The organism is Corallococcus sp. AS-1-6 (genome assembly GCF_020037015.1).
Lineage (GTDB): Bacteria > Myxococcota > Myxococcia > Myxococcales > Myxococcaceae > Corallococcus.
The window spans coordinates 28,432-41,942 of record NZ_JAIQDE010000029.1 but is presented as its reverse complement, the minus strand read 5'-3'; the positions used below and the strand labels follow the sequence as shown (position 1 = coordinate 41,942).

Annotated in this window: 11 protein-coding genes; 4 read left to right on the top strand and 7 right to left on the bottom strand. The window is 70.6% G+C overall.

Translation table 11 applies throughout. The annotated features are described in order from the left end of the window. Positions 1–14: 14 nt before the first annotated feature. Positions 15–245, bottom strand: coding sequence for a sulfurtransferase TusA family protein (locus K8612_RS31280; protein WP_014395774.1), 231 nt, complete (start codon positions 243–245; stop codon positions 15–17). 244 nt (positions 246–489) lie between these two features. Between K8612_RS31280 and K8612_RS31275 the strand changes: the two genes are divergently transcribed. Continuing rightward, positions 490–2,445, top strand: a complete 1,956-nt coding sequence (locus K8612_RS31275) for a thioredoxin domain-containing protein (RefSeq protein WP_223764947.1) — start codon at positions 490–492, stop codon at positions 2,443–2,445. Between the two features lie 86 nt (positions 2,446–2,531). Here K8612_RS31275 and K8612_RS31270 read toward each other — a convergent pair whose 3' ends face one another. Together K8612_RS31270 and K8612_RS31265 are read right to left on the bottom strand one after the other, a co-directional pair. Further along, positions 2,532–2,918 (bottom strand): RidA family protein, encoded by a 387-nt coding sequence (locus tag K8612_RS31270; RefSeq protein ID WP_255672458.1) that lies wholly within the window; start codon positions 2,916–2,918, stop codon positions 2,532–2,534. A gap of 80 nt (positions 2,919–2,998) precedes the next feature. Further along, a complete protein-coding gene (locus tag K8612_RS31265; RefSeq protein ID WP_223743611.1) occupies positions 2,999–5,212 on the bottom strand; it encodes a bifunctional (p)ppGpp synthetase/guanosine-3',5'-bis(diphosphate) 3'-pyrophosphohydrolase in 2,214 nt (737 codons plus the stop codon). A 159-nt stretch (positions 5,213–5,371) separates the two neighbouring features. Here K8612_RS31265 and K8612_RS31260 point away from each other — a divergent pair, with 159 nt between their 5' ends. Continuing rightward, on the top strand, positions 5,372–6,553 hold the full coding sequence (locus K8612_RS31260) for an FHA domain-containing protein (RefSeq protein WP_223764945.1): 1,182 nt from the start codon (positions 5,372–5,374) through the stop codon (positions 6,551–6,553). A 49-nt stretch (positions 6,554–6,602) separates the two neighbouring features. Here the strand turns inward: K8612_RS31260 and K8612_RS31255 are convergent, their stop codons facing one another. Further along, complete coding sequence (locus tag K8612_RS31255) at positions 6,603–8,279, bottom strand: serine/threonine-protein kinase (protein WP_223743609.1); 1,677 nt, start codon at positions 8,277–8,279, stop codon at positions 6,603–6,605. A gap of 112 nt (positions 8,280–8,391) precedes the next feature. Between K8612_RS31255 and K8612_RS31250 the strand changes: the two genes are divergently transcribed. Next, positions 8,392–9,159: an FHA domain-containing protein gene (locus K8612_RS31250; RefSeq protein WP_223743608.1), complete on the top strand. Its 768-nt coding sequence runs from the start codon at positions 8,392–8,394 to the stop codon at positions 9,157–9,159. Positions 9,160–9,234: 75 nt separating this feature from the next. On the opposite strand, the gene K8612_RS31245 is transcribed toward K8612_RS31250, so the two are convergent. Further along, the gene (locus K8612_RS31245) at positions 9,235–9,597 is read right to left on the bottom strand and encodes a TraR/DksA C4-type zinc finger protein (protein ID WP_014395767.1); all 363 of its coding nucleotides are present in this window, start codon (positions 9,595–9,597) and stop codon (positions 9,235–9,237) included. A 127-nt stretch (positions 9,598–9,724) separates the two neighbouring features. Here K8612_RS31245 and K8612_RS31240 point away from each other — a divergent pair, with 127 nt between their 5' ends. Further along, the gene (locus tag K8612_RS31240; RefSeq protein ID WP_223743607.1) at positions 9,725–10,606 is read left to right on the top strand and encodes a diadenylate cyclase; all 882 of its coding nucleotides are present in this window, start codon (positions 9,725–9,727) and stop codon (positions 10,604–10,606) included. A gap of 14 nt (positions 10,607–10,620) precedes the next feature. Here the strand turns inward: K8612_RS31240 and K8612_RS31235 are convergent, their stop codons facing one another. Both K8612_RS31235 and K8612_RS31230 read right to left on the bottom strand, forming a co-directional pair. Then, positions 10,621–11,190, bottom strand: a complete 570-nt coding sequence (locus K8612_RS31235) for a PspA/IM30 family protein (RefSeq protein WP_223764944.1) — start codon at positions 11,188–11,190, stop codon at positions 10,621–10,623. A 17-nt stretch (positions 11,191–11,207) separates the two neighbouring features. Then, a complete protein-coding gene (locus K8612_RS31230) occupies positions 11,208–13,490 on the bottom strand; it encodes a vWA domain-containing protein (RefSeq protein WP_223764943.1) in 2,283 nt (760 codons plus the stop codon). Positions 13,491–13,511: the final 21 nt, after the last annotated feature.

Here is a 13,511-nt window from a genome sequence, read left to right as displayed (position 1 = left end):
CGCCCCACGGGCGCTCACCCCGCCTTGCGCACCCAGCCCACGTAGTGGGCGCCCCGGCGCTCCATGCGGACGAGCTCGTTGCCCGTCGCGTCACACCACGCGGGCAGGTCCGCCTCCAGCCCGCGGTCGGTGGAGACGAGCTCCACCAGCGTCCCGGGCGCGAGGCGGCGCATCGCCTTGGCGATCTCCAGGATGGGCACCGGGCAGAGGGCCCCGGACGTATCCACGCGCACACCGGCTTCCATGGCCGCGCATCCTGGCACGGAACCCAAACGGACGAAGCGTCACGACACGCGCGCTGAGAGGGAATTTTGGTGTCCCCAGCGTCGTTGTCCGCCCCTTCGAGGCCTCTGGATATCGGGCGGACGCAGGCGGTCATCGCGGCTTGCGTGTCTGGAATTCCCTCTGTTAAGTACCCCGCCCTTTCCCTACCCAGACACCCGCTTGGGGCCCGGAGTCGGACCTATGGCGCAGGAGCATTCCCAACCCATGAAGCCCAATGTCATCGTGGCCTTGCTGGTCGGCCTGGTGCTCGGGTTCGTTGGCGGCCGTGCCGCCACCGGCTCGAAAGCCACCCCCGGCAACACGCCCTCCGTCGCGCAGGCGGCCAACAAGCCCGCGCGCGCCGTGGACCCCACCGTCTTCAAGGTGCCCGTCGACGGCGCCCCCACGAAGGGCAGCGTCAACGCGCTGGTCACCATCGTGGAGTTCTCCGACTACGAGTGCCCGTTCTGCAGCCGCGCGCACAACACCGTCGAGCAGCTCCAGAAGGACTACGGCAGCAAGCTGCGCGTGGTGATGCGCCAGAACCCGCTGTCCTTCCACCCGCACGCCCGGCCCGCGGCCCTCGCGGCGCTCGCGGCCGGTGAGCAGGGCAAGTACTGGGACATGCACAACCTGCTCTTCGCCAACAACAAGAAGCTGGATGGGGAGAGCCTGGAGGGCTACGCCAAGCAGCTCGGCCTGGACGTGGCGAAGTGGAAGGCGGACATGGCGGATGCGCGCCTGGGCGCCACCATCGACAAGGATCAGGCCCTGGCCCAGCAGATGGGCGCCAGCGGCACGCCGGCCTTCTTCATCAACGGCCGCTTCCTGTCCGGCGCGCAGCCCATCGAAAACTTCAAGGCCCTCATCGACGAGGAGCTCGCCAAGGCCGAGGGCCTGGTGAAGAGCGGCGTCGCGCCGTCGCAGGTGTACGCGCGCATCATCGAGAAGGGCGTCGAGCGCGCCCCGTCCCGCGCCGCCCAGCCGCAGGCGGAGCCCGCCGCCGCCGCGAAGAAGATCGAGATCCCCGCGGACTCCCCCTCCTTCGGCCCGGCCACCGCGAAGGTGACCATCGTCGAGTGGTCGGACTTCGAGTGCCCGTTCTGCAGCCGCGCGGTGCCGACCCTCAACAAGATCAAGGAGACCTACGGCAAGGACGTGCGCGTGGTGTTCCGCCACCAGCCGCTGCCCATGCACTCGCACGCGAAGCTCGCCGCGCAGGCCTCCATGGCCGCCCACGAGCAGGGCAAGTTCTGGGAGATGCACGACAAGCTCTTCGCCAACCAGCGCGCGCTGGACCGCGAGAGCCTGGAGAAGTACGCCCATGAGCTGGGCCTGAACATGAACAAGTTCAAGGCCGACCTGGAGTCCGGCAAGATCTCCGCCAAGGTGGACGCGGACTCCTCCGCGGGCAACGCAGTGGGCGCCAACGGCACCCCGGCCTTCTTCATCAACGGCCGCTTCCTCTCCGGCGCGCAGCCCTTCGAGGCCTTCAAGCCCCTCATCGACCAGGAGATCGCCAAGGCCGACAAGGCGCTCGCCGCCGGCACCAAGGCGGAGGACCTCTACGCCAAGCTGAACCAGGACAACGTGAACGCCGTTCCGGCCGCCCCCGCGGCGCCCGCCGAGCCGGCCGTGCAGAAGGTGGAGCTGGGCAACGCGCCGGTGCGCGGCCCGAAGAACGCGCCCATCACCATCGTCGCCTGGTCCGACTTCGAGTGCCCCTTCTGCGGCCGCGCCGTGCCGACCATCGAGCAGGTGGAGAAGGCCTACAAGGGCAAGGTGAAGTTCGCCTTCAAGCACCAGCCCCTGCCCTTCCACCAGCACGCGAAGCTCGCCGCCGTGGCCTCCATGGCCGCGAACGAGCAGGGCAAGTTCTGGGAGATGCACGACAAGCTCTTCGCCAACCAGCGCGCGCTGGACCGCGAGAGCCTGGAGAAGTACGCCCAGGAGCTGAAGCTGGACATGAACAAGTTCAAGGCGGACCTGGACTCGGGCAAGTTCGACAAGCAGATCGAGTCCGACATGGCGGACGGCTCCGCCAAGGGCGCCAACGGCACCCCGACGTTCTTCATCAACGGCCGCACGCTGGTGGGTGCGCAGCCCTTCGATGCCTTCAAGAAGGTCATCGACGAGGAGCTGAAGAAGGCCGGCGTGGCGATGGCGGCGGAAGCGAAGTAGCCCTCCCCCGCTCCTGAAGCACCCAGGCCGTCGGCTCCCACAGCGGGAACCGGCGGCCTTCGTGTTTCCAGCGACCGCCGCGTGCGTCAGGAGACGGCGATGGCGTCGATCTCCACCTTGGAGCCGCGCGGCAGCGCGGACACCTGCACGGTGGCGCGGGCCGGCGGGGCGCCCGCGAAGGCGCGGCCGTACACCTCGTTCACCTTGGCGAAGTCGCCCAGGTCGGTGAGGAAGATGGTGCAGCGCACGACGTGGCTGAAGTCCAGGCCGCTGGCGGCGAGCACGGCCTTCAGGTTCTTCATCACCTGCTCGGCCTGCGCGACGACGTCACCGGGGACCAGCTCCATCGTCTTCGGGTCCAGGGGAATCTGGCCGGACAGGAACGTCATCTTCCCGGCGTCCACCTGCACGGCCTGGGAGTAGGGGCCAATCGCCTTGGGGGCGTCGTCGGAGTGGATTGCCTTGCGCGCCATGCAGCACACCTCGCGTTGAGGCGGCCCCCCAAAGGGGACGGGGGCCGCGGGTCCGCCGCGCGCTGTAGCACAGCCTGAGGCTAGATTCGCTCGACCGAGTAGACGCCCGTCAACCGCTCGATGGAGCGCATCAGGTCCGTCAACTGCTTGAGGTCGGAGATGGTGACCTCGAAGGTGTTGACGGCCCGGTCGTCACCGGTGGCCCGGCAGTTCGCCTGGGAGATGTTGACGCTCTTCTTGGAGAACGTGTTGGTGATGTCCGCCAGCAGGCCCGGCCGGTCCGCCGTCAGCACGCGCAGCGTGACGGGCCGCTTGAAGTCGCCCTTCACGTCCCAGGACACGTCCACGCGCCGCTCGGGGTCCGTGGCCAGGGCCTTCTCACACCCCACCGTGTGCACCGTCACACCCCGCCCCCGGGTGATGAACCCCGCGATGGGGTCCCCGGGAACGGGGTTACAACAGCGCCCGAAGCGCACCAGCACGTCGTCCACGCCGCCAATCTGGACGCCGCTGCGGTTGTTGCGCCCCACCAGCCGCTTGGCCAGGTCCGTCATGCGCGACAGGCCCGGCAGCATGGAGGCGTTCGCCCCCGACCCGCCGCCCGACCCACCGCCGTCCGACGGACGCGGCTCCGCCTGCGCCAGCTTCTCCTGCGGCACGATGCGCTGCACCAACTGCTGCGGCGTCACCTTCCCGTAGCCGATGGCGACCAGCATGTCGTCCTCGACGCGGAAGCCCAGTTCCTCGGCGACCTTCTTCACCTCGCCGGAGCGCATCAGCTTGTTGAAGTTGAGCTGGAAGCGCTTGAACTCGCGCTCCACCAGCTCGCGGCCCAGTTGCAGGCTCTTGTCACGCTGCTGCTGCTTGATGAAGCCGCGGATGCGCTGCTGCGCGCGGCTCGTCTTGACGAAGGTGAGCCAGTCCTTGGACGGGTGCGCCTGCGGGCTGGTGAGCACCTCCACCGTGTCGCCGTTCTTCAGCTTGTAGCGCAGGGGGACGATCTTCCCGTTCACCTTGGCGCCCACGCACCGGCCGCCCACGTCGCTATGGATGGCGTACGCGAAGTCCACCGGCGTCGCGCCGCGCGGCAGGCTGCGCACGTCGCCCTTGGGCGTGAAGACGAAGACCTCGTCGGTGAAGAGGTCCACCTTCACCGTCTCCAGGAACTCCTTGGGGTCCTTGAGGTCCTGCTGCCACTCCATCAACTGGCGCAGCCAGGCGAACTTCTCGTCGTCCTTGGAGATGGGCGCGCGGCCTTCCTTGTAGGCCCAGTGCGCGGCGATGCCCTCTTCCGCGATCTTGTGCATCTCCGCGGTGCGGATCTGCACCTCCACGCGCTCGCTCAACGGACCAATCACCGTGGTGTGCAGGGACTGGTACATGTTGGGCTTCGGGATGGCGATGAAGTCCTTGAAGCGCCCGGGCACCGGCTTCCACATCTGGTGCACCATGCCCAGCGCCTCGTAGCAGGCGGGCACCGACGGCGCGATGATGCGGAACGCGATGATGTCGTGGATCTGATCGAAGTCGATGCCCTGCGACTTGATCTTCTTCCAGATGCTGTAGACGTGCTTGAAGCGCCCGCTGACGTCGCCCTTGAGGCCGCGCTCCTGGAGCTTCTCGCGCATCAGGTCGCAGGTGTCCTCGATGTACTTCTCGCGCTCCTTCTTGCGCTTGTTGAGCTGCTCCTCCAGCGCGAAGAACTCCTGCGGCTTCACGTAGCGGAAGGACAGGTCCTCCAGCTCCGTTTTTATCCAGGAGATGCCCAGGCGGTTGGCCAGGGGCGCGTAGATGTCCAGCGTCTCCTGTCCGATGCGGGCCTGCTTCTCCTCGGACATGTGATCCAGCGTCCGCATGTTGTGCGTGCGGTCCGCCAGCTTCACGAGGATGACGCGGATGTCCTGCGCCATCGCGATGATCATCTTGCGGAAGTTCTCCGCCTGCTTCTCCTCCTGGGAGAGCGTCGCGGACGCGGAGAACTTGGACAGCTTCGTCACGCCGTCCACCAACTGCGCGACCTCCGGCCCGAAGAGCTCCGTGAGCTCCTCCGCGGTGGCGAGCGTGTCCTCGATGGTGTCGTGGAGGAGCCCGGTGACGATGGACGCCTCGTCCAGCTTCAGCTCCGCCAGGATGCCCGCCACCTCCAGCGGGTGGATGAGGTAGGGCTCTCCCGACTTGCGGAGTTGCCCCTGATGGACCTTGGCCGAGTAGACGTACGCCTTCTTGATGATGTCCAGGTCGGGGTCCGGGTGGTACGACGCAACCCGCTGCAGGATGTCGTTCAGGCGAATCATCGAGGCGGTGACAATCGTAACTGCCTCAAACAGCAGGGGCAACGTTACCCTGGAACATCGCGTGCCCCGCCGGGCCCCGGGAGGCCCGGGCGCCTCGGAAATGGTCCGAGGCTTTCGTTGACCCGGCGTTTCACGCCCCCCTAGATTGGCCCTCCGCCCATGTCTCAGCTTCTGCTGTCCGCGCTCCCGGTGGTCTGCCCGAATTGTGACGGCTTCAACCCGCCACGCTCGGTCACCTGCGTGCTGTGCGGCCAGGCGCTGGAAGAGGCTGCCCCCGCCCCCCGTCCGGCGGCCGCGACCCCGCCCCGGCCGGTGACGCCGCCCCCCGCCGCGGGGCCTGGCCGTCCCGCCGCCGTCGCCAGCTTCCCGCGCCCGGGCGAGCCCACCACGCCGCCCACGCCGCCTCCGCCCCCCAGCGCCGTGCCGCCCGGGCTCAAGCCCTCCGCGCGCACCCCGCCGCCCACCGCCGCCCAGGGGCTGATGGTGGAGGCCCGCCGGGCCGCGCAGCCGCCCGCGGGGACGCCTCCGCCTCCGCGCGCGGGGTACGGGCCGGCCCTGCCGCCCGCGAACACCCGCCCGCCCCCGCCCGTGCCGGACAACGCCCTGCCCCCTCGCGGCGGGACGGGGGGCACGGCCCCGGTGCCCGGCACGCCTCCCTCTCCCACGGGCGCCACGGCCCGCCCCGCGCCGGTGGCCTCGCGCTTCGGGCTGGCGGTGATCGCCGGGACGACGCGCGGCCAGCGCTACAAGCTGCCGGTGACGGGCTGCGTGGTGGGCCGCCAGCGCGGCGCCATCCTCTTCCCGGACGACGTCTTCGTGTCGCCGCTGCACGCCACCTTCCTCGTGAAGGACGGCGCCCTCTACGTGCGCGACGAGTCCAGCGCGTCGGGCGTCTACGTCACCTTCGCCGGCACGGAGCCGCTGGCGCCGCGCGCCCTCTTCAGCGCCGGCCAGCGGCTGTTCCGCTTCACCGGCCGCGTGGAGGCCCCCGCGCCCGTGGCGGGCCGCCCCACCCCGTATGGCTCGCCCGTGCCGCTCGGCCAGGCGCTGTACGGCGTGGAGGAGGTGCACATGGGCGGCAGGGCGGGCCGCGCGGTGGTGACGGCCGCCGCACTGCTCACCATCGGACAGGCCCACTGCGACCTGGCGTACCCGAACGACGAGGGGCTCGCCGGCCGGCACTGCGAGCTGAGCCCCACGGCGACCGGCGCGATGCTGCGAGACCTCTCCGGCGGCCTGGGCACCTTCGTGCGCATCCCGCCCGCGACGGAGCGCCCCCTGCGTCCGGGTGACCGCGTCCGCCTGGGCCAGCACGTCATGCAGGTGGAGACGCTGGGCTGACGGCAGTCGGCCCGCCTCAAGGCAGCGGGCCGGGCGCTACCGGCGGCACTCAGGGCGACGAGGGCCGCGCCACCGGGCTGCCGAGCCGGACCTCGATGTAGGCGCGCGCACGCGAGTCGGGCATGTCGGTCAGGTGGCGCACCCACCAGCCGCGGGCCTCGTCGGTGTTGTCGCGCTGCCAGTACAGCTCGCCCAGCTTGAGGGCCAGCTCCGCTTCCGGGTTGAAGTTGAAGGCCTCCTTGTAGCTGGAGGTCGCGCGGACCAGCTCCCCGGCCAGCACGTCGCGGTCCCCGTCCTGGGTCAGCTTGCGCGCCTTGTCCACGTTGCGCGCGTTGCTGGGGATCTGCCGCAGGTAGTCCGGCTGATCCGAACCGGAGGTGAGCAGGCGGGGCGCGTTGGGCGGCGCCACGTACTGGTTGCCCTCGGAGCCGCTGCCCGCGCCAATGCCGAAGTAGTAGACGAAGAAGCCCACCGCCCCCAGCACCAGCACGGTGGTGAGCGCCTTGAAGAAGAGGATGATGCCCTCGCCGCCACCCGAGGCGGGCGCGACCACGGAGGTCTGGGTGCCCTCGCGCGCGAGCGTGGCCTCTTCGGACACCGGCGTGCGCGAGTGGGGCAGGCCCTGCACCGTGGCCTCCACGGTCACGTCGTTCCAGGCCGTGTTGTTGCGCGCGGAGTTCTGCGCGGCCTGGGACTTGCGCGGGATGGGGGCCAGCACGCCCGAGGCCTGCGGACGGCGCCCGCTCGTCTCGTTGGCGGCGGCCCCTCCGCGACGGCGCTCCTTGTCGACCGCGAGCAGCTCCGCCTTGAAGGCCGCGGCGTTGGCCGGCCGGTCATCCGGGTCCTTGGACAGGACGCGGAGGATGAGCCGCTCCATGCCCGGGGAGATGCGCGCGTCCGGACGGCGGCGCGTGGGCGGAGGCGGCTCCTCGGTGAGGTGCTTGGTGGCGAAGCCCACCGCCGAGTCGGACTCGAAGGGGAGCAGCCCCGTCATGAGCTGGTAGAGGATGACGCCCACCGCGTACAGGTCCGAGCGGTGATCCAGCACCGCGCCCCGCGCCTGCTCGGGCGACATGTACTCGGGGGTGCCGCACACGAAGCCCGCGCGCGTGAGGGCCGGGCCCTCGTCCTGCGAGTCGGTGATCTTCGCGATGCCGAAGTCCAGCACCTTCACGAAGTCCGGCTCGTTGCGGCGCTGCTCCACCATGATGTTCTCGGGCTTCAGGTCCCGGTGGATGACGCCCGCGCCGTGCGCGTCCGACAGCGCGCTCAGGATCTGGAGGGCGATGCGCACCACGCGCGCCTCGCCCAACGGCCACTCGCGGCTGAGGATCTGATGCAGGTCCTGCCCGGCCACGTACTCCATCGCGATGAAGAGCGCGCCGTCGTCCGCCTGACCGAAGTCCAACACGCTGATGGAGTTGGGGTGGTTCAAGCGGCTGGCGGCCTTGGCCTCGCGCTGGAAGCGCGCGACGGTGCGCTCGTCCGACAGCAGCGTGTGGCGCAGCACCTTCAGCACCACCACCTTGTCCAGCGCGAGCTGACGGGCGCGGTACACCTTGCCCATGCCGCCCTCGCCGATGAGGGCTTCCACCCGGTACTTGGAGGCAATCGTCTTGCCCACGTATTCGTCGCCGCCCTCCGCCGAGCGCAGGAGCGTCGCGCCGCAGGCGGGGCAGTAACGGGAGGAGTCTTCGGCGTCGGCGCCGCAGGAAGGGCAGTACACGTCAGCGTCCAGTCAGTGGGGGCGGGACTTCACCATGCCCTTCGGGTGGGGAGCAAGCCGTGCGCTGTCGGGCCCCCCAACGCGGCGCGGGCCTGCTAGAAGGGACGCTCGCATGGACGCCGTGGACTATTGCCCCCGCTGTGACACCGAGAATTCCCGGGATGCCACTGTCTGCCGAGCTTGCGGCTCGGCGCTGCGCTCCGGGACCATGGTGATGGCCGTGGCGCACATCTCGTCGCGCCCGCAGGTGTCCATCCGCGTGGTGCGCGCGGACGGCGGCCCCGAGGCGCTCGTGCGCATGCAGCGCGACACGCTCACCTGCGGCCAGCAGGCGGACATCGCGCTCACGGACGACCCCTTCATCATGCCCGTGCAGGCGCGCTTCTTCTTCTCCGGCGCCAGGCTCGCCGTCGAGGACGTGGGCGGCGCCAACGGCGTCTTCGTGCGCCTGCGCAATGAGCGCGAGCTGCCCGCCGGCGGAGAGCTGCGCCTGGGCCGCCAGCGCCTGGTGCTGGAGCCCATCCCCGCCGCGGCGCTGGGGCCCGGTGGCACGCAGGTGTGGGGCTCGCCGGATCCCGGCTACCGGCTGCGGCTCATCCAGCTCCTGGAGGGTGGCCTGCGCGGCGCGGCCTACCCGCTCAAGGACGGCGACAACCTGCTGGGTCGCGAGCAGGGCGACATCGCCTTCCCCACGGACGGCTTCGTGTCCGGGCGGCATGCGCTCCTGCAGGTGCGGGGGGACCGGCTGATGGTGCGCGACGTGGGCTCGTCCAACGGCACCTTCATCCGCCTGGCGGGGCCGACCTTCGTCGACAACGGCGATCACTTCCTCATCGGCCGGCAACTGCTGCGGGTGGAGATCCAGCCCGTGGCGGCCTGAAGCAGCGGCCCTTCGCCTCCGAGACGCGGACCGCACGGGCATGGGAGCCCCGTGCGGCCCGGTGAAGCCACGGCCTCAGCCGTAGGACTTCTCCTTCTTCTCCTGCTCTTCCTTGCAACGGATGCAGAGCGTCGTCACCGGACGCGCATCCAGGCGCTTGGGGGAGATGTCCTCCTCGCAACGCTCGCAGATGCCGAAGGTGCCGTCCTCCACGCGCTTGAGCGCACCGTCGATCTTCTGCAGCAGGAACTTCTCGCGATCCCTCAGGCGGAAGACCATGGACTGGGTGTACTCGGAGGCGGCCTGATCGATTTCGTCAGGCAGGTCGTCCGTGTCGAAGGACGACTCCTCCACCAGGGTCTTCTTCGCGCTTTCGAGCAGGCTCGCTTTGCTGTCCTCGAGCATCTTCTTGTAACGCTTGAGATCTTTCTGGTTCACAGCCTGCGGCTCCAGTTGGACGGGTAGAGGGGGCCTGCCCCCGAAAAAAAGGGCCCGAAAGCTTTATTCATGCAGTTCCCAGTGTCAAGCTGACCTGCTTTAAAACGAAGGGTGCACGAGGGGCGCCTTGAGCGACAACACGAAGTTCGATCGGGAATTCTTACGCTCGGCGCTCTCCCTGGCCGCCAAGAGCGAGGTCGACCACTTCCTCTACATCTGCGACACGCCCATCGCGCCGGAGGACCTCCGGGGTAAGCCCGCGCGCAAGAAGCTGGTGTACGCGGTGACGTTGGAGCCGCTGGCGCAGGAGCTCCTGCGCAAGAAGGTCCGCGCGCTGGTCATCCCCGCGTACGACTACTCGCGCACGGAGCGGGTGAAGGTGGCGCTCGTGTCCGCGCTGTCCCAGGGCGCGTTCAAGGAGGGCGACCTGGTCCTCTGCATGACGGGCAAGGTGGGCCGCGCGCCGGACACGCTGATGCAGATGCGCATCGGCGGGTCGCTGGACGACCGGCTGGCCATCGAGGGCGTGAAGCTGGGCGAGGAGTTCAACTCGCAGGTGGTGGACGCGCTCATCCAACTGGCGCTGCAGATTGGCCAGGAGGGCTTCGAGGGCCACCCCATCGGGACCATCATCACGATTGGCGACCACACGAGCGTGCTGGAGAAGAGCCGGCAGCTCACCATCAACCCGTTCCAGGGCCTGTCGGAGTCCGAGCGCAACGTGCTCGACCCGAAGATCCGCGACGCCATCAAGAACTTCTCCGTGCTGGACGGCGCGTTCGTCATCCGCGAGGACGGCGTGGTGCTGTCCGCCGGCCGCTACCTGTCCTCCAACGACGACACGGTGAAGATTCCGCTGGGGCTGGGCGCTCGCCACGCTGCCTCCGCGGGCATCACGTCCACCACGCACTGCATCGCGCTCACGGTGAGCCAGACGTCCGGCGCGGTGCGGCTCTTCAAGGGCGGCAACATCGTGCTGGAGCTGCACCAGACGGCGCGGCGGACCTGACAGAGCGCCCTGCCCTACTTCACGCGCTCGGGCGCGGCGTGGGGCTGGTGCTCCTCGCGGTAGATGTCCGCCAGGGCGTGCGCCTTCTCCACTTCATCACGCGCGGCCTCCAGCGCCATCACCCGGTCGAAGCGCTCCACCTGCTCGCGCAGCGCCTCCGTGACGACGCCGCCCGCGGCCATGCGCGCGGACGCGCTCTCCCGCTCGATGCGCAGGTCCGCCACGCGCTCGCCCAGCTCGCCGGCCGCGCCGAGCAGCAGCTCCGAGTCCCGCTCCGCGCGCCGCAGCGATTCCCGCGTGGACTCCAGCAGGCGTTCGGTCTGCACGCGGTCGCGCTCCAGCACGCCCACGCCCTTCGCGTCCCCCCGGTCATGCGCTGTCTGGCGCCGTCCGGCGATGTCGCCCAGGCGGGCCGTGTAGCGCGCCGCCGCGCGGGAGAGCTCGCCCTTGAGAGCCAGCAGCGTGGCGGCGGACTTGCGCACCTCGGCCGCCTGGCGCTCCAGGTCCTCGATGAGCCGGTCGAACGTGGCCAGCGGGTCCACGGGCGCGGCGGGTGCCTTCTTGCGTTTGAGGAAGCCGAACATGGCGCGTGCCCCGAAGCCTACCCGAACGGGCGGCAGAGCAGCCGCACCCGTTCCAGCGCCTCGGCCACCGGACGCCCGCCGCCGGACAGCACGGCCAGGTACCGCGCGGGCGTGAGTCCGTAGACGGACAGCAGGTGCTGCAGCAGCACCACGCTCTCCGTCGCGCGGCGGTCCGTGGAGGCGAGCGACGCGGCCTCGCCCACCGCCTCCAGGATGTCCGTCACCCGCGCCACGAGCTCCGCGCCGGGCGTCTCCGGCACGGAGGACGCCGCGGGCGTGGACGGAAAGAGCGCGTCGAAGGAGGCCTCCACGGCCACGCCCGCCCCGGGCGCGCGGCCCGCGGCCACCGCCTCCAGCGCGTCCAGGTGCGGGGCCAGGGCCTCCAGGGCCTCCAGCGAGGCCGGCACGTCGCGAGGAAGGAGCGTGCGCCAGGGCGTGTCGAACTCCGTGCGCGCCCAGCGGATCTCCTCGTCGGAGAGCGGGTGGTAGAAGGCGCGGCCTCCGGCGGCGCGCTGCTCCAGCACCAGGGACTTGAGGTCCGGGTTCTCCTCGCCCAGCGAGATGAAGCTCAGCGCGATGTCCAGGGCCCCCATGGGCGCGCGCGTGCGGCGGATGAGGTCCAGGTCCACGCGGTCCTCGCCGTCGGTGATCAGCACCACCGTGGCGCGCGCGAGGTACGGGTCGCGCCCCTGCGCGGCGCGGATGGAGTCGAAGGCGGACAGCAGGGCCAGGGAGATGTCCGTCTGCCCCTCCGCGGGCGAGTCCCGGAAGAGCTTCTCGATCTGCCGGGTCGCCTCCGCCGCGGTGTCCACGCGGGCCAGCTCCGTGGGCACGTCGTTGAAGAAGCTGAAGTAGAGCGGATCGAACGTCTCTCCGCGCCGCGCCTTCACACGCAGGTTGTTCAGCTCCGCGATGATCAACGCGTCGCGGAAGCGCGCCCGCGCGCCGTGCATGGAGCCGGAGGCGTCACAGACGTAGACGCGCACGGCGGTGCGCTTCACCTTGCGCGGCTTGGGGGGCGGCGCGTCGTCCAGGTACGTGCGCACGAGCTGCCGGTGCCCCGCGAGGTCCTGGAGCAGGCGCCGGGGATCCGTGATGACGAAGTGGTGGACCTCATCCAGGCTGCCCGTCGTGGCGAACGACATGGTCTGCGTCGGGTAGGGCACCTGCCGGGGGACGGCCCGCGCGGCGGCGGCGTCCTTCTCGACGATCTCCTCCGACAGCGAGTCCTCCACGTCGAAGTAGCGCGCGCACCCCGCCGCCAGGTCGAACGTGGCCAGTTGCTCCGGCTTCAGGGAGAACGCCAGGTCCGCGAGCTGCTCATCCGGCGAATCTTCCGCCTGACGCCCGGAGTCCGCCTCGGCATCCGCCTCCCCCAGCCATTGCAGCCGCGTGCCCGCCTCCGCCTCCTCCACCATCCGCGTCAGCCGGGACTCCGCAGGGAGCAGCGGCGTCAACGCGCGCCGCGCCGCCGAGGCCAGCTCCGCGTCCCCCGCTTCGATGGCGCGCTCGTAGAGGCCCTGCAACGAACGGTAGGCGCCCCGAGGGTCCTTCTGGGCGGTCTCCCGCACGCCGCGCACCAGCGCCTCCAGGGAGCGCGTGGGAGGCACCTCTCGCACCCGCTCGCGGGCCTCCGCCACGTCGTTGCGCAGCGCCATGCTCCGCGCGCGGTCCGCGTCCGTGGTGCCCAGGCGCAGCAGCATCTCGTGGGCCAGGTCCAGGTCGCGCCGCTTCTGCACCAGGTCGATGACGTTGTCCCTCGCGCGAGCGGCCAGCAGCTCCGCGACGGCCAGGCGCGCGTTGGCCGGCGGACGCTCCCGGGTCGTCCCCGCCGGGCGCTCGAAGATCTCGAATGGCGCGTCCTCACCGCCCCCGGCCTCCAGTGGGCGGCTGAAGAGATCCGCCACCTTCACCGCGCGGGCCAGCCGCACGAAGCCGCGGTCCAGCGCGGTGAGGGCCCCCGAAGGCATCTCCCCGGAGCGGTGCGCCTTCTCCACGAGGCGCAGGCACGCCTCGTACTCCTCCAGGGCCTGGTTCGCGCGCGTGGCGAGCCCCTGCGCGAGCGCCCCCGCCCTGCCCCGCTGGGTGCCCAGCGCGAGCAGCAGCCGGGCATCCGCGGCGGTGTGGATGCCCACGCGGTCCAGCTCGCGGTCGAGCGCCACGAGCACCGGCAGGCCCAGGTCCTCCGGCCCCTTCAGCTTGCGGCCGAAGGGCCAGGACCACGCGCCCCCCCGGGCCGCCGCGGGCTGGCGGAGCGCATCCAGGCGCTGCCGCAGGGGAGTGAGCCGACGCGCCAGCACGGCTCAGCGCCGCCTTCCGGC

Excerpts from the sequence above, each read along its gene's own strand:
- K8612_RS31280 (WP_014395774.1), bottom strand. The coding sequence starts at position 245 with ATGGAAGCCGGTGTGCGCGTGGATACGTCCGGGGCCCTCTGCCCGGTG.
- K8612_RS31275 (WP_223764947.1), top strand. The coding sequence starts at position 490 with ATGAAGCCCAATGTCATCGTGGCCTTGCTGGTCGGCCTGGTGCTCGGG.
- K8612_RS31270 (WP_255672458.1), bottom strand. The coding sequence starts at position 2,918 with ATGGCGCGCAAGGCAATCCACTCCGACGACGCCCCCAAGGCGATTGGC.
- K8612_RS31265 (WP_223743611.1), bottom strand. The coding sequence starts at position 5,212 with ATGATTCGCCTGAACGACATCCTGCAGCGGGTTGCGTCGTACCACCCG.
- K8612_RS31260 (WP_223764945.1), top strand. The coding sequence starts at position 5,372 with ATGTCTCAGCTTCTGCTGTCCGCGCTCCCGGTGGTCTGCCCGAATTGT.
- K8612_RS31250 (WP_223743608.1), top strand. The coding sequence starts at position 8,392 with ATGGACGCCGTGGACTATTGCCCCCGCTGTGACACCGAGAATTCCCGG.
- K8612_RS31235 (WP_223764944.1), bottom strand. The coding sequence starts at position 11,190 with ATGTTCGGCTTCCTCAAACGCAAGAAGGCACCCGCCGCGCCCGTGGAC.